General features: G+C 72.3%; 25 protein-coding genes and 1 pseudogene. 7 read left to right on the forward strand and 19 right to left on the reverse strand.

What is annotated here, in order from left to right:
• Positions 1-187: 187 nt before the first annotated feature.
• The 5 genes from DZA62_RS15950 to mca form a co-directional block, all read right to left on the reverse strand.
• The gene (locus tag DZA62_RS15950; protein ID WP_116949908.1) at positions 188-1,291 is read right to left on the reverse strand and encodes a ScyD/ScyE family protein; all 1,104 of its coding nucleotides are present in this window, start codon (positions 1,289-1,291) and stop codon (positions 188-190) included.
• A gap of 115 nt (positions 1,292-1,406) precedes the next feature.
• Positions 1,407-1,868 (reverse strand): VOC family protein, encoded by a 462-nt coding sequence (locus DZA62_RS15955; RefSeq protein ID WP_116949909.1) that lies wholly within the window; start codon positions 1,866-1,868, stop codon positions 1,407-1,409.
• 36 nt (positions 1,869-1,904) lie between these two features.
• On the reverse strand, positions 1,905-2,375 hold the full coding sequence (locus tag DZA62_RS15960; protein WP_116949910.1) for a helix-turn-helix transcriptional regulator: 471 nt from the start codon (positions 2,373-2,375) through the stop codon (positions 1,905-1,907).
• A complete protein-coding gene (locus DZA62_RS15965; RefSeq protein WP_116949911.1) occupies positions 2,372-2,596 on the reverse strand; it encodes a hypothetical protein in 225 nt (74 codons plus the stop codon). The genes DZA62_RS15960 and DZA62_RS15965 overlap by 4 nt, the downstream gene beginning before the upstream one ends.
• A gap of 64 nt (positions 2,597-2,660) precedes the next feature.
• Complete coding sequence (gene mca / locus DZA62_RS15970) at positions 2,661-3,536, reverse strand: mycothiol conjugate amidase Mca (protein WP_116949912.1); 876 nt, start codon at positions 3,534-3,536, stop codon at positions 2,661-2,663.
• Positions 3,537-3,702: 166 nt separating this feature from the next.
• Here mca and DZA62_RS15975 point away from each other — a divergent pair, with 166 nt between their 5' ends.
• Positions 3,703-4,137 (forward strand): DUF4307 domain-containing protein, encoded by a 435-nt coding sequence (locus tag DZA62_RS15975; RefSeq protein WP_116949913.1) that lies wholly within the window; start codon positions 3,703-3,705, stop codon positions 4,135-4,137.
• A 186-nt stretch (positions 4,138-4,323) separates the two neighbouring features.
• Positions 4,324-4,827 carry a transcription elongation factor GreA gene (greA, locus tag DZA62_RS15980; RefSeq protein WP_116949914.1) on the forward strand — a complete coding sequence of 168 codons (504 nt, stop codon included), beginning with the start codon at positions 4,324-4,326 and terminating at the stop codon, positions 4,825-4,827.
• 79 nt (positions 4,828-4,906) lie between these two features.
• Here greA and DZA62_RS15985 read toward each other — a convergent pair whose 3' ends face one another.
• The 5 genes from DZA62_RS15985 to ilvA all read right to left on the reverse strand — a co-directional run bounded on the left by DZA62_RS15985 (position 4,907) and on the right by ilvA (position 9,476).
• Positions 4,907-5,743, reverse strand: coding sequence for an ABC transporter permease (locus tag DZA62_RS15985; protein ID WP_232827513.1), 837 nt, complete (start codon positions 5,741-5,743; stop codon positions 4,907-4,909).
• On the reverse strand, positions 5,740-6,729 hold the full coding sequence (locus tag DZA62_RS15990; protein WP_116949915.1) for an ATP-binding cassette domain-containing protein: 990 nt from the start codon (positions 6,727-6,729) through the stop codon (positions 5,740-5,742). Before DZA62_RS15990 ends, DZA62_RS15985 begins: the two co-directional genes overlap by 4 nt.
• 140 nt (positions 6,730-6,869) lie before the next feature.
• Positions 6,870-7,268: a DUF2089 domain-containing protein gene (locus tag DZA62_RS15995; RefSeq protein WP_116949916.1), complete on the reverse strand. Its 399-nt coding sequence runs from the start codon at positions 7,266-7,268 to the stop codon at positions 6,870-6,872.
• Positions 7,265-8,203 carry a hypothetical protein gene (locus DZA62_RS16000; RefSeq protein ID WP_116949917.1) on the reverse strand — a complete coding sequence of 313 codons (939 nt, stop codon included), beginning with the start codon at positions 8,201-8,203 and terminating at the stop codon, positions 7,265-7,267. The genes DZA62_RS15995 and DZA62_RS16000 overlap by 4 nt, the downstream gene beginning before the upstream one ends.
• Before the next feature lie 58 nt (positions 8,204-8,261).
• The gene (ilvA, locus tag DZA62_RS16005) at positions 8,262-9,476 is read right to left on the reverse strand and encodes a threonine ammonia-lyase (RefSeq protein WP_116949918.1); all 1,215 of its coding nucleotides are present in this window, start codon (positions 9,474-9,476) and stop codon (positions 8,262-8,264) included.
• A gap of 91 nt (positions 9,477-9,567) precedes the next feature.
• On the opposite strand from ilvA, the gene DZA62_RS16010 reads away from it, so the two are divergent.
• Positions 9,568-10,554, forward strand: coding sequence for a TIGR03557 family F420-dependent LLM class oxidoreductase (locus DZA62_RS16010; protein WP_116949919.1), 987 nt, complete (start codon positions 9,568-9,570; stop codon positions 10,552-10,554).
• 90 nt (positions 10,555-10,644) lie between these two features.
• Here DZA62_RS16010 and DZA62_RS16015 read toward each other — a convergent pair whose 3' ends face one another.
• From DZA62_RS16015 to yczE, 3 genes are all read right to left on the reverse strand, one after another.
• The gene (locus DZA62_RS16015) at positions 10,645-11,679 is read right to left on the reverse strand and encodes a DUF4328 domain-containing protein (protein ID WP_116949920.1); all 1,035 of its coding nucleotides are present in this window, start codon (positions 11,677-11,679) and stop codon (positions 10,645-10,647) included.
• 62 nt (positions 11,680-11,741) lie between these two features.
• Positions 11,742-12,878, reverse strand: coding sequence for a cystathionine gamma-synthase (locus tag DZA62_RS16020; RefSeq protein ID WP_116949921.1), 1,137 nt, complete (start codon positions 12,876-12,878; stop codon positions 11,742-11,744).
• A gap of 11 nt (positions 12,879-12,889) precedes the next feature.
• On the reverse strand, positions 12,890-13,498 hold the full coding sequence (yczE, locus tag DZA62_RS16025) for a membrane protein YczE (RefSeq protein ID WP_116949922.1): 609 nt from the start codon (positions 13,496-13,498) through the stop codon (positions 12,890-12,892).
• A gap of 64 nt (positions 13,499-13,562) precedes the next feature.
• Between yczE and yczR the strand changes: the two genes are divergently transcribed.
• Positions 13,563-15,023: a MocR-like transcription factor YczR gene (yczR, locus tag DZA62_RS16030; RefSeq protein WP_198663833.1), complete on the forward strand. Its 1,461-nt coding sequence runs from the start codon at positions 13,563-13,565 to the stop codon at positions 15,021-15,023.
• Between the two features lie 60 nt (positions 15,024-15,083).
• On the forward strand, positions 15,084-15,752 hold the full coding sequence (gene msrA / locus DZA62_RS16035) for a peptide-methionine (S)-S-oxide reductase MsrA (RefSeq protein ID WP_116949924.1): 669 nt from the start codon (positions 15,084-15,086) through the stop codon (positions 15,750-15,752).
• A gap of 7 nt (positions 15,753-15,759) precedes the next feature.
• Here the strand turns inward: msrA and DZA62_RS16040 are convergent, their stop codons facing one another.
• From DZA62_RS16040 to DZA62_RS37590, 5 genes and pseudogenes are all read right to left on the reverse strand, one after another.
• A complete protein-coding gene (locus DZA62_RS16040) occupies positions 15,760-16,578 on the reverse strand; it encodes a DUF3152 domain-containing protein (RefSeq protein ID WP_116950122.1) in 819 nt (272 codons plus the stop codon).
• Positions 16,579-16,642: 64 nt separating this feature from the next.
• On the reverse strand, positions 16,643-17,428 hold the full coding sequence (locus DZA62_RS16045) for a hypothetical protein (protein WP_116949925.1): 786 nt from the start codon (positions 17,426-17,428) through the stop codon (positions 16,643-16,645).
• A complete protein-coding gene (locus tag DZA62_RS16050) occupies positions 17,425-17,943 on the reverse strand; it encodes a SigE family RNA polymerase sigma factor (protein ID WP_116949926.1) in 519 nt (172 codons plus the stop codon). The genes DZA62_RS16045 and DZA62_RS16050 overlap by 4 nt, the downstream gene beginning before the upstream one ends.
• A gap of 156 nt (positions 17,944-18,099) precedes the next feature.
• Positions 18,100-18,603: an Ig-like domain-containing protein gene (locus tag DZA62_RS37585; RefSeq protein ID WP_408618989.1), complete on the reverse strand. Its 504-nt coding sequence runs from the start codon at positions 18,601-18,603 to the stop codon at positions 18,100-18,102.
• 21 nt (positions 18,604-18,624) lie between these two features.
• Positions 18,625-19,413: pseudogene (locus tag DZA62_RS37590) on the reverse strand (S1 family peptidase); the annotation flags it as partial.
• A 336-nt stretch (positions 19,414-19,749) separates the two neighbouring features.
• Between DZA62_RS37590 and DZA62_RS16060 the strand changes: the two are divergent.
• Positions 19,750-20,211 (forward strand): NfeD family protein, encoded by a 462-nt coding sequence (locus tag DZA62_RS16060; RefSeq protein ID WP_198663836.1) that lies wholly within the window; start codon positions 19,750-19,752, stop codon positions 20,209-20,211.
• Positions 20,212-20,238: 27 nt separating this feature from the next.
• Here the strand turns inward: DZA62_RS16060 and DZA62_RS16065 are convergent, their stop codons facing one another.
• Positions 20,239-21,606, reverse strand: coding sequence for a cystathionine beta-synthase (locus DZA62_RS16065; protein ID WP_116949927.1), 1,368 nt, complete (start codon positions 21,604-21,606; stop codon positions 20,239-20,241).
• 52 nt (positions 21,607-21,658) lie between these two features.
• On the opposite strand from DZA62_RS16065, the gene DZA62_RS16070 reads away from it, so the two are divergent.
• Positions 21,659-22,651 carry an SGNH/GDSL hydrolase family protein gene (locus DZA62_RS16070; protein WP_116950124.1) on the forward strand — a complete coding sequence of 331 codons (993 nt, stop codon included), beginning with the start codon at positions 21,659-21,661 and terminating at the stop codon, positions 22,649-22,651.
• Positions 22,652-22,696: the final 45 nt, after the last annotated feature.

Raw genomic sequence — 22,696 nt, forward strand, 5'->3', positions numbered from 1 at the left:
TCTCCGCGCTATGGAAGTCGACCCGCCGAGGCCACCTATCAGGCGTGTGGACTCGGCCAACGCAGAGCATGCACCCAGCAATGCGAGGCTGTCAACGCGAACTCGAGCGCCCGCCGATGTGACGGAAGGCGTGACGAGAATTCACGGTTCCATCACGCAATGCAGTGCATTAGGAGCCGGTATGGATTCAACCGATCCGCGAGAGCGCACCCGGCCCGAAAACAGGTCCGGTCACATAGATCGTTCGATGCGAACCGACGGCCACGCCACCGGGCAGGATCAGTTGTCCGGCCGCCAGCTCGGTGCGCTCGCCGCCCGGCCGGACGCGGAACAGCCCGCCCACGGGCGGGTCGACCAGGCCGAGCTCCCACTGCAGCCAACTCTGCTTCACCAGCTCCACGGCATAGATGCTGCGGTGGCTGCCCGCACCGAGGTCGACGATCGAGGTGAGACCGTCGGCGAAGCGCCGGCAGTCACCCCTGTTCGGGCGCTCCGGGTCGCACACCGCGTTCCGGGTGCCGGGCTTGATCCGCCAGATCTGCGACTTGCCGGGCGTGGCCGGGAAGCCGCGCAGCTCGCCGACGTACCAGTAGCCGTCGGACCCGACGGTCACCGAGGTCGCTACGGCCTCGGACGGAATCCTGGTGCCGGCCGGTGGGATCTGCATGCCCTCGGCCTCGGACGGCAGCCCCGGAGGAACCGCGACGGTGCGGGGCTTCAGCCGCGCGACCGTGACGATGTGGCCGTTCGGGTAGACGCGGAGCAGGTCGTTCCCGGCCGCGTCGGCGACCAGGACGCTGCCGTCCCTGAGCGCGGCGACGCCGAACGGGTTGGAGTCGGTCGGGTTGTCCTCGAGGTCGTACGGGTCGGGGTCGCGCTGCTGGTAGGCGGCGATGTCCGCGATCGGCTTGGCGGGCTTGCCGTGCCGCAGCAGGTAGAGCGTCGCGGCGCCCGTACCCGGCTCGCCGGCGCCGGTCAGGGCGTACACCCTGCCGGACCGGCCGGCCGCCACGGCGGGGGCGAACCCGGTGTTCGGCACGGAGCCGATCACACGCACCTTCGGGTGCCGGCCGCGGTCGGTCACCTGGCTGATCGTGCCGTCGGACGCTCCGACCAGGATGCGTCCGTCCCGGTCGACGTCGACCCCCCGCGGTCCGTCGAACTGTGCGACCGGCTTCGGGGTGGACGACCCCTTCGCGACGGCCGCCGGCGCGGTGAACACCCCCGAGACGGCCAGGACTCCCGTGGCCAGAACTGCTGCTGCTGTGCGTGCACGCGTCAGATGCACCATGAGAAACCCCCCGATTTCTCGGCCCGCGCCCCCCGTGAGGCTGGTCCTCCGGCGCGAGTCCCGTCCAGGCCTAACAGCCTGGAAAAGGTGCGTCAAGGGGTTCTGAGCTGAGGGTTCACTTCGGGCCGGGCTCGAACGCCTCGGTCATCGCCTGCTGGTCCAGGGCCTTGTCGTTGAGCTCGTTGAGGCTGTACCAGTTCCCGAAATCGTCGCGGAACACCGCCTCGACGCCGTAGGGGCGCTCGGCCGGCTCCTGGATGAACTCGACGCCCCGGGCCACGTACTCCGCGTACGTCGCACGGCAGTCGTCGGTGTTCCAGGCCCCCGCGCCCAGCGCGCCCTTCGCCATCAGCTCGCGCAGCAGGGCCGCGGTGTGCTCGTCGTGCGCCGGCGGGCCCGGCACCGTGAGGTTCAGCTGGAACTCCGGGCTCGCCGGCGGGCCCACCGTCAGCCAGCGGAAGCCGTTCTCCATGGTGACGTCGGTGCGCAACTCGAAGCCGAGCTTGCCGATGAAGAAGTCCAGCGCCTGGTCGTAGTCGCTCACGTACGCGGTCGCGACGCCCAGCTTGGTGATCATGATCCGGTTCCCTTTCCGTCCGTCGGTGCTTCGACGTTAGGTGGGACGGGCGGCGGCGGGCTTCTCCGCGATTGCGGTGTTCGGCGCCCCCGTCGGCGACGGACGCCCCCACATGAGGACGTAGCAGCCGGGGATCAGCCGCGGCCCGGAGGCGAGCGCGTCGCGCTGGAACCGCGACGGCGACACCCCGACCAGCTCGGAGAACAGCCGGCTGAACGAGCCGAGGCTGGTGAAGCCGACCAGATGGCAGATCTCGGTGACGTTGAGGTCGGCGACGCGCAGCAGTTCCTGCGCACGCTCCACGCGGCGGCGCTGCAGGTAGCGGCCCGGCGTCTCGCCGTAGGCCGCCTTGAACGCGCGGACCAGGTGGTAGCGGGAGTAGCCGGCGGCGGCCGCGATGTCGGCCAGCTCCAGCGGCTCCGCGTAGTGCCTGTCGACGAAGTCGCGGGCGTGACGGAGCGCGACCAGCGTCTCGACGGCCGCCGCCCCGGACGGACCGGCGCTCATCGGTCCGGCGGCTCCTGGTGCTCGCGCATGCGCTCGGCGTCGCTGGCGCCCTCGGCGTCGAAGTCGACCCTGCGGATCTGCTTGCGCAGGCTGCGGTAGAGCAGGAACAGCGCGACGACCAGGAAGATCAGCACCAGGAAGCCGTACAGGCCGGGGCCGATGCCGGAGTCCTCAGCCTCCGCCTCCGCCGCGGTGAACGCCACCGCCTGCAGGATGCCCATCAGAACCTGTCTCTCCTCGTGTCATCCCCCACGCTCATTGTCGCACCGTGGGCGGATGTCGTGTTCACCGCAGTCCCGCGAAGAGGTCGTCCTCGGGCGTCGTGGTGGGCACGTGCGACGTCACGAGTTCGTAGTCCTCGGTGGGCCAGGCCTGCCGCGACACCTCGAGCGGGATGGCGAACCAGGAACCGTCGGGATCGATCTGGGTGGCGTGCGCCAGCAGCGCGCGGTCGCGCACCGGGAAGTACTCGGCGCACTCGACCCGGGTGGTGACGCGGGCGTCCCAGTTCTCGTCGCCCTCCCACTTCTCCAGCCACTCGGTGTACGGCGAGGTGAGGCCGCGCTGCTCCATGGCGTCGTTGAGCGCCTGCAGGCGCATGCGGCTGAAGGAGTGGTGGTAGTAGAGCTTCAGCGGCTGCCACGGCTCGCCGCTGCCGACGTAGCGCGTGGGATCGGCGGCCGCCTCGAACGCCGCGACGGTGATCTTGTGACACATGATGTGGTCGGGGTGCGGGTAGCCGCCGTTCTCGTCGTAGGTGGTGACGACGTGCGGGCGGAACCGGCGGATGACCTCGACCAGCGGCTCCGCCGCCTTCTCGACCGGCATGAGGCCGAAGCAGCCCTCGGGCAGCGGCGGCAGAGGGTCGCCCTCGGGCAGCCCGGAGTCGACGAAGCCGAGCCACTCCTGCTCGATGCCGAGGATCTCGCGGGCGGCGTCCATCTCCTTGCGGCGGATCTCGGAGATGTTGGCCAGCACCTCGGGGCGGTCCATCTTCGGGTTGAGGATGGAGCCGCGCTCGCCGCCGGTGCAGGTGACCACGAGGACCTCGACCCCCTCGGCGACGTACCGCGCCGTCGATGCCGCACCTTTGCTGGACTCGTCGTCGGGATGAGCGTGGACGTGCATCAGCCGCAGCTGCTCGGACACCGGATACCCCATCGGTCGTACGGAAACTTGTGCGTGACGGCGCCCACCGGCCGGATCGCCTCCGCTGCCCGAGGCGGCACCGCCCAGGTGGGGCGGGGGTTCCCGCGAGCGCCGCCTCCGGGATAATGGTGCCGCACGCCACCGACAACAACGCCCGCAGCCCCTGGGGACATCCCGCATGAGCGACCACGAGACCGCGCAAGGCGACCTGCTGGCGCAACGGTACGGCCGGACGCCCAGGTCCGGCGGGCCCGGTGCGCGCAGCAGCCGCGGCGTCCTCGTCGGCGTCGTCACCGGGGTCCTGCTGGTCACCGCCATCGTCGGATGGCTGATCGTCCGCTCGGCCAGCGGTCCCACCGTCGATGCCGAGCTGCTCTCGTGGGACGAGCCACGCGACGGCGTCCTGACCGCCCGGGTCGAGATCCGCCGCGACGCCGACCTCGCGCTGACCTGCGACCTCGTCGCCGTCGACCTGCGGCGCATCATCGTCGGCCAGTTGGACCTCGAGGTCCCGGCCGGCCCCGAGGAGCACCTCGTCGTCCCCGCCGACATCCCGCTCGAGGGCGACGGCATCGTCCCCGAGCTGCGCGGCTGCCGCCCGGCGTCTGAATAGCGCCACTCCAGGGCCGCGACCTCTGCGCGAGCCGACACACCTGACCTGCGACAATCGTCGGCTTGCCACATTGCTTGTATTCTTGTTCTTTCCCCGTCAGCACTTGGACCGGGCCGAACCGCCCGGCGGCGAAGCACACCCACACGGCGTGCGGCGCGACCGATAGACACCCGAGGAGCAGTTGCCGTGACCGCTACCAGCGACAACGTTGCTTGGCTCACCCAGGAGGCCTACGACCGCCTCAAGCAGGAGCTCGAGCACCTGATGGGGCCGGCCCGGCTCGAGATCGCGCGGCAGATCGAAGAGGCGCGCTCCGAGGGCGACCTGTCCGAGAACGGCGGGTACCACGCGGCCAAGGACGAGCAGGGCAAGCAGGAGGCCCGCATCCACCAGCTGCAGCAGCTGCTTCAGCGCGCGCAGGTGGGCGAGCCGCCGGACGACGGCGTGGTCGAGCCCGGCATGATCGTCGAGGTCAAGTTCCAGGGCGACGACGACGCCGAGCGGTTCCTGCTGGGCTCGCGCGAGCTGGCCTCCCTCGACGACTCCGTCGACATCGACGTCTACTCCCTGAAGTCGCCGCTCGGCGCCGCCATCAGCGGCAAGAAGGTCGGCGACAAGGCGTCCTACCAGGCGCCCAGCGGCAGCACCATCACGGTCGAGATCGTGAGCGCCAAGCCGTACGGCGCCTGACCAGCCGTCCCCGACGCACCGACGCCGCCCGTCCGGTCACCTCGACCGGGCGGGCGGCGTCGTCGTGTGCGGCGTGGCCCTACTTGCTGGACGCCTTCTTGTACTTGCGCACGGCCAGCGGCGCGAAGACCGCGATGATCAGCAGGCACCAGAGCAGCGCTGCCGCCACCGGGTGCTGCATCGGCCAGGCATCGGACGCCACCAGGCTCTGGTTGCCGAACAGCTCGCGCGCGCCGGACGCGATGGCGCTGACCGGGTTCCATTCGGCGATCGCCTGGACCACCGACGGCATGGACGACGGGTCGACGAACACGTTGGACATGAAGACGACCGGGAACAGCCAGATGAGCCCGGCCGACGCCGCGACCTGAGGGCTGCCGACCGACAGGCCGATGAGCGCGCCGACCCAGAGCATGGCGAACGCGAACAGCATGAGTAGTCCGACCGCCGCCAGGAACTGGCCGAACCCGTTGTGGAACGTCCACCCGACGATGAACCCGCAGACGATCATGATGACCAGCACGATGAGCTGGTTCACCAGGTCGGCGATGACCCGCCCCGCGATGACCGCGGACCGCGCCATGGGCAGCGAACGGAACCGGTCGATCAGGCCCTTCTGCATGTCGTCGGCGAGGCCGACACTGGCCGGCGCACAGGCGAACGCCATGGTCTGCACGAAGATGCCGGCCATCAGGAAGTCGACGTAGTCGACGCCCGGCACGTTGATGGCGCCGCCGAACACGTACGCGAACAGCAGCACGAACATGATCGGCTGAATGAACATGTAGATCTGGTTGTCCGGGACTCGCCAGCCCGCCCGGATGTTGCGCCACGTGATGGTCATGGCGTCGGTGAACGCCTGGTTGAATCCGACGCGGCTGGGCGCGGTGTCGATGGGTGCGACCTCCGTGGTCACGATGCCCTCCCCTGGGCCGTCTCGACCTGCTGTTCTTCTTCCGCGTGCCGGCCGGTGAGCTTGACGAACACGTCGTCGAGCGTGGGCCTGCGCAGCGCGATGTCGTCGATGGCGACCCCGGCCTCGTCGAGGTCGCGGATCACCTGGATGAGCCCCTTGGACCCGGTGTGGGTCGGGACCGTCAGCTTGCGGGTGTGGTCGTCGCGCACGCACTGGCCGCCGCTGCCGAGGTTGAGCACCTGCTCGGCCTTCCCGAGCGCCTCGGGGTCGTGCACGATGACCTCGATGCGCTCGCCGCCGATCTGGGCCTTGAGCTGGTCGGCCGTGCCTTGGGCGATGACGGTGCCGTGGTCGATGACCACGATGTCGTCGGCCAGCGCGTCGGCCTCTTCGAGGTACTGCGTGGTCAGCAGGATGGTCGAGCCCTCGGCCACCCGCTCGCGGATGACGTCCCAGAGGTCGAGCCGGCTGCTGGGGTCGAGGCCCGTGGTGGGCTCGTCGAGGAACAGCACCTGCGGCCGCACGATGAGGCTGCCGGCGAGGTCGAGCCGGCGCCGCATGCCACCGGAGTAGGTCTTGAGCGTGCGGTCGGCGGCGTCGGTGAGGTTGAACTGCTCGAGCAGCTCAGCCGCCCGCTTCGACGCCTCCTTGCTGGACAGCTGGTAGAGGCGGCCGAACAGCCAGAGATTCTCGCGCCCGGTGAGGTTTTCGTCCACCGCCGCGTACTGGCCGGACAGGCCGATCTTCGAGCGCACCGCCTGCGGTTCCCTGACGACGTCGTGACCAGCGACGACCGCCCGCCCGGAGTCGGGCGCGAGCAGCGTGGTGAGCATGCGAACCGTGGTGGTCTTGCCGGCGCCGTTGGGCCCGAGCAGACCGACCACGGTGCCCTCGGGCACGACGAGGTCGACGCCCCCGACGGCCTTCACGGCCTTCTCCCCGGAGCCGAAGGTCTTGACCAGACCCTCGGCGGTGATGGCGTTCACGGTGGTGTCCTCTCGTGTTGGTGTGGAGGCATCGTGGCAGGTGCCCCCGACAAGGTCGGGCCGATTTCGGCGCACCCGTCCCCGGCGGCTACCAGTGCCAGTGATTACTTATATAAGCGAAGTCTTCTATTATCAACCGCTCAGCCGAGCAGGGTGGTCGCCTCGTCCAGGTCGAGCTCGCCGGCGGCCAGCCGGCGCAGGACCTCTTCGCGGTCGACGGCGCCGGCACTCCCGGCGCCGGCTTCGGCCGGCACCTCGAGGCCCAGCCGTTCGAGCAACTCGGTGAAACGCTGCCGGGCGGTCGGGTAGCTGACCCCCAACTCGCGCGCGAGCTCCCTCATGTTGCCTCTGGACACCAGGAAGGTGCCAAGGATTTTCTGGTCCTGCGCCGTGAGCGAGCAGTACGGGCAGGACGCGAAGCGGCCGGACAGCTCGGTACCGCACGATTCGCAGCCGAGCCGGGTGACATGCAGCTTCACGCCACAGACCGGGCAGTCGGACGGCGGCTGGTGCGGATGCTCGGGGAAGCCGCCGATCATCGCTGCGCCCCTTCGGGCAGGCGGACGCTGATGTCGCCCATGACGACCTCGGCCTCGATCTCCGCGGCGCCGGTGCCGAGGACGATGTCGCGGTCGCGGTCGCGCCCGGTGCGCTCGGGCACCGAACGGAAGCGGCCGAGCTGGACGTCGGAGCGGATGCGGACGTCGGAGCCGTCGAGCAGGGTCAGCTGGAGCGACCCGGACTCGCAGCGCATGCGGGAGTGGCCGGCCACCTGCCGCGTCTCGACCTGTGCCGATCCGGCCTGGACCAGCAGGTCGACCGGGCTCTCCAGACCGTGCACCCGCAGCGAGCCGGCCGTGACCCGGACGTGGTCGAGGGCCGGCACGTGGTCGACCTGCAGGGAGCCGGCGATGACCTCGGCGCCGACGGCGAGTTCGGGGTTGACGCGGACATGGAGGTCGAGCAGCTGGCCGGGGTTCTGCAACCGGCTGGCGAAGTCGCGCCAGCGGCCACCCGCGAGCAGCACGAAGGCGCCGTCGCCCGGGACCAGCTCGGACTCGCCGGTGACGTGGAGCATGGCGCCGTCGCGCCGCACCGTGTGCTGGCCGTTGACGGCCACCGTGGCGACGCTGGGGTCGCCGACGATGACCACCCGCCGCGAGGTGGCCCGCACCTGGACACGAGTGATGCGCTGCGGGGTGACCGGGCCGCCGGCGCCGGCGGGCCCGGACGGCCCGGTGACCCTGGGGCCGGACGCGGCACCCGTGGCCGCTCCAGCCGGGTCCCCAGCGGCCCCGGCCGTGGCGTCGACGGGTTCAGCCGTCTCGGCATGGGCGGGCTCGGCGGCCTCGGCGCCGGTGGGCGCACCCGCCTTCTCGTCCTCGATCTGGTCGAGCAGGACGGCCGCCCGGGTGGGATCGAGCCGCCCGTCGGCCACCTGCTCGAGGATCTCACGCACGCTGAGGGTGTTCATGCCCCCATGGTGGGACCTGAACTATCAAAACGTCAAGCGCCACTAACAGATTGGTAGGTCAGTCTTCTGAAATGGAAACCCGATAGCCGGTCTCGCGCAGTTTGCCCAGCACCCGCTCACAGTGCTCCGGCCCGCGGGTCTCCAGTTGCAGTGCGATCTCGACCTCGTCGATCGACAGCGTCGACGCGGTGCGCTCGTGCACGACGTCGAGCACGTTGGCATCGACAGCGGCGAGGTCGGCCAGCAGCCGGGCCAGCCCGCCGGGCGAGTCGGGCACCCGCACCCGCAGCGCGAGGTACCGGCCGGCGGCGGCCATGCCGTGCCGGATGACGCGCAGCAGCAGCAGCGGGTCGATGTTGCCACCGGACAGGACGGCGACGACCGGTGGCTCATACGCGCCCGGGTCGTCCAGCAGCGCGGCGACGGCGGCGCCGCCGGCCGGCTCGACGACCAGCTTGGCCCGCTCGAGCAGGAGCACCAGCGCCCGCGACAGCGACTCCTCGGACACGGTGACGACGGAGTCGACGTACTCCTGGATCATCGCGAACGGGACGTCGCCGGGGCAGCCGACCGCGATGCCGTCGGCCATGGTCGCCATGCGCTCCAGCGCGACCGGCTTGCCCGCCTCGAGCGACGTCGGGTACGCCGCGGCTCCCTCGGCCTGCACGCCGACCACCCGGACGCCGGGCTTGAGGTGGTGCACGGCCAACGAGATGCCGGCCGTCAGCCCGCCCCCGCCGGTGCCGACGACGATGGTGCGGACGTCGGGGCACTGCTCCAGGATCTCCATGCCGACGGTCGCCTGACCGGCGACGATGTCGGGGTGGTCGAACGGGTGGATGAGCACCGCACCGGTCTCGGCGGCGAACGCGCGCGCCGCGAGCAGGGCGTCGTCGATGCTGGTGCCGGCGAAGCGCACGTCGGCGCCGTAGGCCCGGGTGGCCTTCTCCTTGACGATGGCCGCCCCCTCGGGCATGAACACCGTCGCCTTCGTGTGCAGCATGCTGGCCGCGAGAGCGACACCCTGGGCGTGGTTGCCGGCACTGGCCGCCACCACCCCGCGAGCCCGCTCCTGCTCGGACAGCCGGGCGATGCGCACATACGCACCCCGGATCTTGAACGACCCGGCGCGCTGCAGGTTCTCGCACTTCAGATGGACCCGGCCGCCGACCCGTCCGGCCAGCCAGCGGGAATCCTCGAGCGGAGTGGGTCGCACGACGTCGCGCAGCAGCTCGCGCGCGGCTTCCACGTCCGCCATGGAGACAGTACTCATGACGACGATCCTGTCACCCGGCTGCCTATGATCGCTGCACGACCACTACGGCACCCTAGCCGTAATCGGATACAAGATATAGAGTGAGACCGTGAAACTTGCCTGGTTGTGCAGTCATGAGTCCTACCAGCCCGAGGTCCTGCTGGAGCACGCCGTCCTCGCCGAACAGGTGGGATTCGACGTGGTCACCGGGGCCGATCACTTCCACCCGTGGGTCGACGACGTCTCGGCCGCCAGCTACGTCTGGTCCTGGTTCGGCGCCGTCGCGCAGGCCACGTCCAGGGTCGAGCTGGCCACCAGCGTCACCGCCCCGCTGTTCCGCTACCACCCGGCGCTGATCGCGCAGGCCGCCGCCACCGTCGACCGTCTCTCCAACGGCCGGTTCATCCTGGGTGTCGGCACCGGCGAGGCCATCAACGAGGCGCCACTGGGGTACACGTTCCCCGGCTACGCCGAACGGATCGCCCGCATGCGCGAGGCGCTGACCATCATGCACGGCCTGCTCGCAGGCGAGAAGCTCGACATCGACGGCGAGTACTACCAGGCCCGCACGGCGAAGCTGTACAGCCCGCCGATCGGGCGGGCGCCGGTCTGGATGGCGGCCGGCGGCCCGAAGTCCGCGACGTTCGCCGGTGAGACCTGCGAGGGCCTCATCACCAGCGTCAAGGACCCCGCCGAGACCGTCGCCAACATCATCACGCCGTACCGCGAGGCCGCGCAGGCCCGAGGCGCGGGCACCACGGTCATGGCGACCCGCTGGGTCGTCCTGGCCGGCAGCGACGACGAGGCCTGGGAGGCGCTCGTCTCGATGCGCGGCCTGCGGGCTCCCGGCCGCCTCGAGGTGGCCGACCCCATGGTGCTGCGCGAGCGTGCCGACGCCATGGACCGGCAGGAGATCCTCAGCAAGTACACGATCGTCCGCGACCTCGACGAGCTCACCGAGGCCTACCGGCCCCTGGTGCAGGACGTCGGGGCCGACTACGTGGCGATCCAGGTGGCCAGCGCCGACCCCGCCGACACCATCCGGCGCATCGGCGCCGAGGTGCTCCCGGCGCTGCGTGAGTCGGCCGCGTCCTGAAGCTGCGGGCCGCTCCCCCGCGCCCCATGATCATGTTCCCTGGCGGTCGCTGAGGCGCCGCGAGGGGACATGATCATGGGGTCGGCCGGGTCAGGACGGCGGCACCGGCGGCGGTGCGGGCGCGCTCGGCGGGCCGTCGGGGTCCGGCGGCGGGTCGGTCCGGGCGGCGAACGGCGACGGCGGCGAGTTCTGGCCGGGCTGCGGCTGCGGCTGCGGCTGGGCGTACGGTGCCGCCGGCGGCTGGCCGTACGGCGACCCGGCCGGCGGCTCGTACGACGGCTGCCCGTAGACCGGCTGGCCGTACCCGGCACCGGCCGGCTGGCCGTACCCCGGCTGGCCGTACGGCGCTGCGGGCGGGGCGGCCGGCCAGGCGGCGTACGGCTGCTGTGCGCCCAGCGCCGGCCGGGTCGCGAGCGCCGCCTCCTGCCGCAGCGTCAGCGTCCGCACCATGAGGATCGCCAGCACGGCCGCGGCGATGTAGCCGAAGTTCGCGGCCAGCGAGAGGCCGTCGGCGCTCTGCAGGCGATCGAGGTAGTCGGCGCTCAAGGAGTCGGGGACGCTGGTCTGCGCGCCGCGGTCCAGGCTGACCGCGAGGCCCCAGCACACCGCCCACACCACGACGATGGCCGGTCCGCGCCGCTCAGCCGGCGCCGCGCCATGGCGTCCCTCGATGTCGGACGCGCGGCCGTTGCCATAGAGGTTGAGCGCCGGGATGACGAGATTCGCCAGCGGGATGAACCAGCCGCCGATCGCCCAGCCGGGTCGGCGCACGCCGTCCTGAGCGCCGAGCAGGCGGGCGTTCTTCGCGTGCCGGTACTGCCACACGATGAACACCACGGCGATCGCGAGGAACACCAGGACCCACAGGAGGCCGGCACCGCCCACGAACGCGTCGGCGTCCTCGGCCCGCCCGCGGTCGATGCTGCCGGACTCCTGGACCTCGTTCACATAGCCGATGCGCCCGGCGTACGCCCCGATGGACAGCACGCTGGCCACCGAGATGACCACGAACAGCACCGTCAGCGCGGTGCGCAGGCCGCCCAGGCTGGACGGCTCACCGGCCGGCGGCGGGGGTGCCCACTGGGCGTCGCCCCACCGCTGGTCCGGGTGGTCGTTGAAGCTCATGCATCTCCCCGATCCGTGCGGCGTCGGCTCAACCTAGCGGTACGGGGCAGTGGGGGGAAGGGTCAGCCCAGGGCCTGGCCGAGGTCGGCCAGGAGGTCCTCGACGGTCTCGATGCCGACGGACAGCCGGACGAGGTCGCCGGGCACCTCGAGCACGCTGCCGGCCGTGCTGGCGTGCGTCATGCGGCCCGGGTGCTCGATCAGCGACTCGATGCCGCCCAGCGACTCGCCCAGCGTGAACAGCTTCGTCCGGTTGCAGACGTCGACGGCGGCCTGCTCGCCGTCGGCGAGGCGGAACGAGACCATGCCGCCGAACCGGCTCATCTGCTTGACGGCGACGTCGTGACCGGGGTGGCCGGGCAGGCCCGGGTAGAGCACCTGCGAGACCCGCGGGTGCCGTTCGAGCAGCTGGACGACGCGTTCGGCGTTGTCGCTGTGGCGGTCCATCCGCACGGCGAGGGTCTTGAGGCCGCGCAGCACCAGCCAGGCGTCGAACGGCCCGGCGACCGCCCCGATCGCGTTCTGGTGGTAGGCCAGTTCGTCGCCGAGGGCGGAGTCGGCGACCACCAGCACACCGCCGACGACGTCGGAGTGGCCGCCGCAGTACTTGGTGGTCGAGTGGACGACGACGTCGGCGCCCAGCGCCAGCGGCTGCTGCAGGTACGGAGTCGCGAACGTGTTGTCGACGACGAGCAGCGCGCCGGCGTCGCGCGCCACGGCCGCGAGGGCGGCGATGTCGGCGACGCTGAGCAGCGGGTTGGTCGGGGTCTCGACCCAGATGACCTTGGTCTCGGGACGGACGGCGGCGCGCACGGCCGCGGCGTCGGTGACCGGCGCCGCGCTCCAGCTGACGCCCCACGGCTCGGCGATCTTGCTGACCAGACGGAACGTGCCGCCGTAGGCGTCGTTGGGGATGACGATGTGGTCGCCGGGCTTCAGGACGGCCCGCAGCAGGGTGTCCTCGGCGGCCATGCCGCTGGCGAACGCGAGGCCCCGGACGCCGCCCTCGAGCGCGGCGATGCACTCCTCGAGCGCGGTGCGCGTCGGGTTGGCGGTGCGGCTGTACTCGTACCCCTCGCGCAGACCGCCGACGCCGTCCTGGGCGTAGGTGCTGGTGGCGTAGATGGGCGTGATGACCGCACCGGTCCGGGGGTCGGGGTCCTGGCCCGCGTGGATGGCTCGCGTCTCGAATCCGTGCACGAGATGCGACTCTACGTCGCCGAGGTCGCCACGGCGACGCGAACCGGCTCACGGACCTGCAACTTCGGCAGCAGCAGATGCACCAGCGGGCCGATCGACAGCGCATAGACCACGGTCCCGACGCCGACGGTGCCGCCGAGCAGCCAGCCGGTGGCCAGTACGACCACCTCGATCGAGGTCCGGACCAGTCGCACCGAGCGGCCGGTCCGCCCGACCAGCCCGGTCATCAGGCCGTCGCGCGGGCCGGGGCCGAGCCGGGCGCCGATGTAGGCCGCGGTGGCGACGGCGTTCAGCAGGACGCCGGAGACCATGAACACGATCCGAACCGCCAGCGGCTCCGGCGCCGGCAGCAACCAGATCGACGCGTCGGCGGCCAGCCCGATCAGCAGCGCGTTGGCGATGGTGCCGATGCCGGGCTTCTGTCGCAGCGGGATCCAGAACAGCAGCACCACGACGCCGACCGCGATGACGACGGTGCCGATGGTGAGGCCGGTGCGCTCGGCGATGCCCTGGTGCAGCACGTCCCACGGGTCGAGGCCCAGCCCGGCCTCGACGAGCAGGGCCATGCTGAAGCCGTAGAGGAGCAGGCCGGCGAAGAGCTGGGACAGGCGGCGGGTCATCACGTGGACATAATCACCGACAAGTGGCCTGTCCTTCCATAGCCAATCGTGACAGAGTGGACTGGTGCGCACGGTCACAGGACCCCAACTGGCGGCGTTGATCGGCGACCGGTCCGAGGCCGGTGGACCGGCCTACGCCCGCGTCGCGGAGGCGATCCGGCGGCTCGTCCTCGACGGCCGGCTGCCGTTGGAGACCCGGCTGCCCGGAGAACGGGAGCTGGCGGCGGCACTCGGCGTCAGCCGGACGACGGTCACCGCGGCCTACGACGAGCTGCGCGGCGGCGGCTACGCCGTCAGCCGGCAGGGCTCGGGCACCCGGACCGCGCTGCCGCCGTCGCGCGTCGTCGACCCGCGCGGCGGCACGAGCGGGGCCGCACCGTGGTGGACGCCGTGGGCGGCCGACGGCTCGGACCTGCTCGACCTCGCGCACGCCGCCCCCGAGGCCCCCGCCGAGGTGCGCCGGGCCTACGACGCCGCGCTCGAGCAGCTACCACGACACCTGCCGGGCTCGGGCTACCACCTGTTCGGGCTGCCGGAGCTGCGCGCGGCCGTCGCGGACCGGCTGACGGCGCGCGGCCTGCCCACGCTGCCCGAGCAGGTGCTCGTCACGTCCGGCGCCCAGCACGCGTTCACTCTGGCACTGCAGCTGGTCACGGGGTCGGGCGACCGCGTGCTGGTCGAACAGCCGACGTACCCGAACGCGCTGGACGCGATCGGCCGGCACGGAGCCACGGCCGTACCCGTCCCGCTGGCCGCCGACGGCTGGGACCTCGGCGCCGTCGCGGCCGCCGTGCGCCAGACCGCGCCCCGCCTGGCCTACCTGATGCCCGACTTCCACAACCCCACCGGGCTGCTGGCCACCGACGCCGAGCGGCGTGAGCTGGGCGCCGTCCTGACCCGCAGTCGCACGCTCACGGTCGTCGACGAGACGCTGGTCGATCTGGCGCTGGACCAGCCGGTGCCGCCGCCGCTGGCGACCTATCTGCCCGACGACCTGACGGTGACGGTCGGCAGCGCGAGCAAGACGCTGTGGGGCGGATTGCGGATCGGCTGGGCCCGGGCCGGCACCCCGATGATCCGCCGGCTGGCCGCCGTCCGCGCCTGCGTCGACATGGCCTCGCCGGTGGTCGAGCAGCTGGCGGTGGCGGAGCTGCTCGGCGGGCTCGACGCGGCCCTGCCGGCACGGCGGGCGGAGCTGCGCGCTCGCCGCGACGCTCTGGTGACGACGCTGGCCGAGCGGCTGCCGTCGTGGCGGGCGCGGGTGCCGTCCGGCGGGCTGGTGCTGTGGTGCGACCTCGGCACACCGGTGTCGAGCCGGCTCGTGGTGGCGGCGGAGCGGCACGGTGTCCGGCTCGCGGCCGGCCCGCGCTTCGGTGTCGACGGCGCGTTCGAGCGGTGGCTGCGGCTGCCGTACACCCATCCCGCCGACGTGCTCGGCTCCGCCGTCGAGGCGCTGGAGCAGGCCTTCCGGGCGGTGACGGACGGCGGCGGGGCCGCCCCGGACCCCGTCGACGCCGTCGCCTGACGAGCAACCGGGAACGCCGCGGCCCTCCCGGTTGTTCGACTGAACGGAGGTGTTGTGCGAATGTCGCTGTTCGATCGCTTGGTCAAGACGAGGAAGGTCGGTCCCGAGGAGGCGCTTCCCGGCCGCGACGCCCGCCCGTTCGGGCTGTCCGGCACGCACACCGTCCTCGGCACACCGATCGAGGCCGAGCCGCCGACCGGCTACCAGGAGGCCGTCTTCGGCATGGGCTGTTTCTGGGGCGCGGAGCGGATCTTCTGGCGGCTGCCGGGCGTGTGGAGCACGGCGGTGGGTTACGCCGGCGGGTACACGCCGAACCCGTCCTACGAGGAGGTGTGCACCGGCCGCACCGGTCACGCCGAGGTGGTGCGGGTCGTCTTCGACCCCGCCGTCATCAGCTTCGAGGGACTGCTCAAGGCGTTCTGGGAGGAGCACGACCCCACCCAGGGCATGCGGCAGGGCAACGACATCGGGTCGCAGTACCGCTCGACCGTCCACACGACGTCGCCGGAGCAGCTGCAGACCGCGCTCGCCTCACGCGACGCGTATGCGGCCAAGCTGCGGGCGGCCGGCCACGGCGACATCACCACCGAGATCGAGCCGCTGGACACGTTCTACTACGCCGAGGACTACCACCAGCAGTACCTGAGCGACGCGAAGAACCCGAACGGCTACTGCGGGCTCGCCGGCACGGGCGTGTCCTGCCCCATCGGCACCGGCACGTCGCTCTGACCGGTGCTCAGGGGAACGGCCAGCTGTTGGCCACGCAGCCGTCCAGACCGTAGGTCTGCTGCAGCATGACCGGCGCGACCTGGCCGGGGCCCGGGCACTCGACGTGGCCCTCGCCCAGGGCGTGGCCGACCTCGTGGTTGACGACGTACTGGCGGTAGCCGGCGACGTCGCCGTCGTAGTGCGGGACGGCGGCCGCCCAGCGCAGCCCGTTCAGCACGACGTTGTCGCCGTTGCGGCAGGACACCTCGCCGCGCGTGCGCAACGGAGCGCACAGCTGGTCGGTGGTGCCCGGGCTGGCGACCAGGATCCGCAGGTCGCCACCCGCCGGCACCCGCTGGAACGAGAAGTGGCCGTCGGCGATCCAGCTGCGTGGGTCGGCCAGCGTGGTGTCGACCACGGCGGCCACCTCGATCGGGTCGAACGGCAGCCCCGTCTCGACCTCGACGGTGTAGGTGAGCAGCGTGCCCACGGTGCCGGCCCGGCCGCTCTGGCCGGGCGTGACGACGAACGTGCCGGGCCCGGTGGCCGGGACCTGCGGCGTGGCCGGGACCTCCGGCGCGGGCGGCGACGGCGTGGTCGACGGCGCCGGGCGGGCGGCCGCGAGGACCACGAAGGTCTTGGGTGCGTGCGGCTCCGGCGGCGGAGTGGCCGCGTTGCCCGCCATGGGCTCGCCGTCGGGCATCAGCACCCAACCGGCGAAGCCCAGCGCGACCAACGAGACGGCCAGACCGGTGAGACGGCGGCCCCGGCGCCGGCGCGGAGGAGATTCCGGCGCCCGGCGACGCCCCCGGTCGCGATGACCGGCGCGACGCACTCGGGAGGCCATGCGGATCATGCTCTCACACGGTTCTCGGACCGATCTCAGAGCCGCCGGACCCGTTCGGACCGGATCACGGCAGACACGTGGCGGCGGGCGTCGGCCCGGCCCCGACGCCGAAGCCCTCCTCCCCGACGTGGAACGTCGCCCCGGTCACGGCTCGGCCAGCCTCGTCGTATCCACGCACGACATACGGCAAGGGCCCGTCGCAGGAACCGTGCTCGCCGCGCAGCCGGGCGTGGTCCAGCGGATCGAACCAGAGCCCGTCCCACACCACCGCCTCCTGCTCCGGCCGGTCCCCGTACTGAACGGTCACCCGCGTGACCGGATCGGCATAGCGGCCGGCACCCAGGCCGTCGTCGGCCACCAACCACGCCCCTTCCCGATCCGCCCCGGGGGCCCGCAACAGCGGGACACCGTCTCCGCCGGCCGGGAGTGTGCACTCGACCCAGCGCTCGCCACCGGACTCGGAGACCACCCAGGTGGGCGACGCCGGCTCGGTGAGCTGGATCCCGCGTACCGAATCCCAGTCGGCGGCGAAGGCCGGATGCGCCGGGCCGGGATAGCAGGCGTCGACGGCGGCTGCCACCTCGTCGCCGGTCAGCTCGCGCCACCCGGGCGCCGGCGTGACGCCGGCCCCGGCGACCGCGATGCCGGGCGAGTCGTCGCCGTCGCGGCCGAGCCCGAGGACGCCGACGGGCACGGCGACGGCGGCCAGCGCGCCGGCGGCCACCGCGCTGCGGGCGGCGGTGCGGCGCCGGCGGGCCCGGCGCACCGCGACGGCGGCCAGGCCGCGCACCGGCAGGGCGTCGTCGGCGATGTCCTCGAGGGCGGCTCGCAGGGTCGTCTCGATGCTCATCGGTGCAACTCCTCCACGTCGTCGGTCCGTTCGTCGAGCTCCGGCACGAGGGAGCGCAACCGGGCCAGCGCCCGGTGCGCCTGACTGCGCACCGTCCCGACCGAGCAGCCCAGGATCTGCGCGACCTCGGCCTCGGGCAGGTCCTCCAGGTACCGGAGCACCAGCACCGCCCGCTGCCGCGGCCCGAGCAGCCGCAGCGCGGAACGCAGGTCCAGGCGCCGGACGGCGTCGGGGGCGCGGTCCGCTTCCGGCCGCTCCGGCACCACCGGGCCGAGCACCTCGGCCCGGGCGGACCGGCGCCGCCACCAGCGGGCATGGTCGTGGTAGATGATGCGGCGGACGTACGCCTCCGGCTCGTCGACCTTCCGCCAGTGCCCGGCCAGTTTGGCCAACGCACCCTGCACGAGGTCCTCGGCCCGGTGCCGGTCGCCGGTGAGCACCACGGCGGCCCGCAGCAGCGCCATCGATCGCGCCGCCACGAACTCCGTGAACTCGCGTTCCGCCGTTGGGTCCACACTCACCTCTCGCGCAGTCGTCTCTCCCTCAGCGGGTGCCTGACACCCCTAAGACGACGCGGCTGCCTCTCCACTATGCATGCCAGCAGACGACGACGGCGGCGCCGCCCGCGAAGGGCGGCGCCGCCGTCGATCAGGAAAGCGCTGGGCGGGGCGTCAGCTCCGCGCCGCCAGCCGCTGCCGGGCGACGAACGCCACGACCGCGCCGCCGGCCAGCAGCAGCGCCAGCGCGGCGCCGGTGCCGGCACCGGCGCCGGTGTCAGGCAGCTCCTCGCCGTCACCCGGGTCCTCGCTCGGGGTGGACGTCGGCTGCTCGGTCGGCTCCTGCGTGGGCTCCGCCGTCGGCTCCTGGGTCGGCTCCTCGGTGGGCGTCGCGGTGGGCGACGGGGTGGGCGTCGGCGCCTCGCCCTCGACGGTCACCGTCACGACGGCCGCGGCGGAGTCGATCTTGCCATCGTTGGCGATGACGTAGAACGTGTCCTCGCCCTCGAAGCCCGCCGCCGGGGTGTAGGTGAGCGTGCTCGGGTCGTCCTCGAAGGTCAGCTCGCCGAACTCGGGCGCGTAGACCTTGAACTCCAGCTCGTCGCCCTCGGGGTCGCTGCCGGCCAGCTCGATCGTCACCGGGGTGTCGATGGTCGTCTCGGCCGCGGTGGTCTCCACGACCGGCTCGGTGCGGACGTCGGCTGTCTCGGCGATCGCCGCGGCGACGGCGCTCACCTGCGTGTAGACGCCCGGGTAGTTCGGCCGGGCGCAGCCGTTGCCCCAGCTGACGATGCCGACCTGCACCTCCTCGCCGTTCTCGTCCTCACGGAACAGCGGGCCGCCGGAGTCGCCCTGGCAGCTGTCGATGCCGCCCTCGGCGTAGCCGGCGCACAGCTCGACGTCCGCGGAGAAGCCCCAGCCCTCGTCGTCCGGGTAGGCGGCCAGGCACTCGTCGTCCGACACGAACGGCACCTCGGCCTCGAGCAGGAACTGCTGCTGGTCGCCGCCCTCGCTGTCGGCGCCCCAGCCGGCCACGGTGAACGTGCCCTCGTCGTACTCGTCGCTGGTGGCCAGGTCGAGCGTCGGGACGTCCTCGACCGGCTCCTCCAGCTGGATCAGCGCCCAGTCGGGGTACCCGCCGCCGATGCCCTCGGCGTTGGCCGACCAGACGTACTCGCCGCCGACCTCGATGATGTTCTCGCTGGCGAGGTCGACCGAGCCGATCTGCGCGGTGATGTCGGTGTTCGGACCGGTGCCGGGCGAGACGCAGTGCGCCGCCGTCAGCACCAGGTCCGGCGCGTACAGGGCGCCGCCGCACAGACCGCCGCCGATGTCGAGACGGACCATCCACGGGTAGTCGCCCTCGGCGGCCGGGTCACCGCCGACGATGCGCGGCAGGACGTCGAGCGTCTCGAAGGCCTGGTCGAGCAGGGTGACCGCGGACTCCGGCGTCTCCTCGGACGACGCGACTCCGGCGGTGCCGAGCAGGCCGGCCCCGGCCAGTGCGGTGGCCAGCAGCGCGCCCGCGACGCGGACACGGTGACGCAAGTGGTAACGCAACGATTCTCTCCGATTCGGCACGTGGATTCACATTCGATGATCAATGTTCACCGGAGCGGGGCGGAATTCACCCGACCCCGGAACGCGGGGAACGGTACCGGAAGCCGGCCCTGTCGCGGACCCGACATCACCGTTCCGACCTGGAATTTCACCGAGCCGGACCGGCTCGTGGGACATTGCCCCGATTCGTCCGCGACTGGGCTCGCGACACCGCGCCATCGCGTCAATAGACACAAATGCGGCGTTGGTCAATAAACTTCGGCCATGCAGTCGATGTGGGACTGGTTCAGCGAGCATGCCTGGGTGCTGGGGTGGGCCGGCACCGCCCTCGTCCTGGGCACGATCGAACTCACGACGCTCGACTTCTTCTTCCTGATGCTGGCCATCGGCGCGGCCAGCGGTGCCATCGCCGCCGGCATGGGCGCGGAGTTCATCGTCCAGCTCCTGGTGGCGGTCGGCGTCAGCGTCGCACTTCTCGGCGTCGTCCGGCCGATCGCCAAGAAGCGGCTGCTGAAGCCCACGCCGTCCTCGTTCGGCGTCGCGGCGCTGGTCGGGCAGACCGGCGTGGTCCTCGAGCGCGTCACCGCACACAACGGGCTGATCAAACTGGCCGGCGAGGTGTGGTCGGCGCGCAGCTACGACGGCCGGTCCACGTTCGAGGAGGGCGTCACGGTCGGCGTCGTCGAGATCCGCGGCGCCACCGCGCTGGTGCTCGACGAGACCTGAGGTCCTCGACGGGCGCGGCGGTGCCGGTCAGCTCGTGGCGGCGTAGCCGAGGAGGTCGGTGCGGGTCAGCACGCCGACCGGCTTGCCGTCGTCGACCACCAGGAGGGCATCGGCCGAGCGCAGCGCCTCGACGGCGGCGGTGACCGCCTCGCCCGCGCCGACCATCGGCAGCGCCTTGGACATGTGCTGCTCGACCCGGTCGGTCAGGTGCGCGGCGCCGGTGAAGAGAGCGTCGAGCAGGTCGCGCTCGACGACGGCGCCGGCCACCTCGGCGGCCATGACCGGCGGCTCGGCCCGCACGACCGGCATCTGCGACACGTTGTACTCGCGCAGGATGTGGACGGCGTCGGCGACGCTCTCGGCGGGGTGGGTGTGGACGAGCGCCGGCATCTCGCCGGACTTGCCGCGCAGGACGTCGCCGACGGTGACGCCCTCGACCGGCGGCAGGAAGCCGTACGACGTCATCCAGCCGTCGTCGAAGACCTTGGACAGGTAACCGCGGCCGCCGTCGGGCAGCAGCACGACGACGACGTCGTCGGGGCCGGCCCGCTCGGCCACCCGCAGCGCCGCCACGACGGCCAGCCCGCAGGAGCCACCCACCAGCAGGCCCTCCTCGCGAGCCAGCCGGCGGGTCATGTCGAAGGAGTCCTTGTCCGACACCGCGACGATCTCGTCGCACAGGTCGGTGTCGTACGTGGTCGGCCAGAAGTCTTCACCGACGCCCTCGACGAGGTACGGCCGGCCGGTGCCGCCGGAGTAGACGGACCCCTCCGGGTCGGCGCCGATGACCTTCACCCGGCCGCCGGACACCTCCTTGAGGTAGCGGCCGACGCCGGTGATGGTGCCGCCGGTGCCGATGCCCGCGACGAAGTGGGTGATGCGGCCGTCGGTCTGCTTCCACAGCTCCGGGCCGGTGGTCTCGTAGTGCGACCGCGGGTTGGCCGGGTTGGAGTACTGATCGGGCTTCCAGGCGCCGGGGGTCTCGCGGACCAGCCGGTCGGACACCGAGTAGTAGGAGTCGGGGTCCTCGGGCGCGACCGCCGTCGGGCAGACGACGACCTCGGCGCCGTACGCCTTGAGCACGTTGCGCTTGTCCTCGCTCACCTTGTCGGGGCAGACGAAGATGCAGCGGTAGCCCTTGCGCTGCGCGACCAGCGCCAGGCCAACGCCGGTGTTGCCGCTCGTCGGCTCGACGATGGTGCCGCCGGGGCCGATGAGGCCGGCTTCCTCGGCGTCCTCGATCATGCGCGAGGCGATGCGGTCCTTCACCGAGCCGCCCGGGTTCAGGTACTCGACCTTGGCGAGGACGGTGGCCGGCAGGCCCTCGGCGACGGTGCCCAGCCGGACCAGCGGGGTGTTGCCGATGAGGTCCAGCACGCTCTCGTAGTACTCCACGGTGCTGACCTTAGCCGAGCGTCCGGTTCGCTAGAGTCGAACGGTGGTCGGCATGGTCAGCGCTCGGACGGCACGTCGTCTCGCCGCGGCCGCCGCGTACGGGGGTGGCGGACTCAGCCTGCTGGGCGCCGCCGGCTACGGACTGCTGCGGCTGCAGGCGAAGCTGGCCCGCCGCACCATCACCGGCCGCCCGCTCGGCGGCCCGCCGGACCCCGACGGCGTCTACGGCAGCGGCGACGGCCCGCCACTCTCGTTCATCGTCGCCGGCGACTCCGCGGCGGCCGGCTACGGCGTCGAGAGCGCCGAGGAGACGCCCGGCGCGCTGCTCGCCTCCGGGCTGGCCGAGGTGGCGCACCGCCCGGTCGCCCTCACCACCGTCGCGCAGGTCGGCGCGCAGACGGCCGACCTCGCCGACCAGCTCGACCGCGCGAAGGCCGCCGCACCCGACGTCGCACTGCTGATCATCGGCGGCAACGACATCACCCATCAGGTGAAGCTGGTCGAGTCCGTCCGGCTGCTCGACGAAGCCGTGCTGCGGCTGCGCGCCGCCGGCTGCCAGGTCGTGGTCGGCACCTGCCCCGATCTCGGCACGATCCGCCCTATCCGGCCGCCGCTGCGCTGGCTGGCCCGGCGCGCGAGCCGTCAACTGGCCGCCGCCCAGACCATGGCGGTCATCGAGGGCGGCGGCCGCACGGTGTCACTCGGCTCCATCCTGGGGCCGGAGTTCGATGCGGCGCCCGGCGAGCTGTTCAGCGAGGACCAGTTCCACCCGTCGTCGGCCGGCTACGCGCACGCGGCCGCCGCGATCCTCCCGTCGCTGGTCGGCGCGCTCGGCCTCTGGGCGCCGGGCGACGAGGCTCCGGAGCTGGGCCGCGGCGACAGCGTCCTGCCGGTGTCGATCGCCGCGGTCGCGGCGGCCGACCACGCCGGCACCGAGGTCGCGGCGGCGACGCTCGGCGGCCGGGCCCGCGGGCCGCGCGGGCCGTGGGCGCAACTGCGCAACCGCCGCAGGCGACCGCTGCCGGAGACGCCCGAACGCGTGTGACCGGCGGGACCCGGCGGTCATCCCGCGCAGCAGTGGGCCCGCCCG

The organism is Jiangella endophytica, assembly GCF_003427025.1.
GTDB classification, from domain to species: domain Bacteria; phylum Actinomycetota; class Actinomycetes; order Jiangellales; family Jiangellaceae; genus Jiangella; species Jiangella endophytica.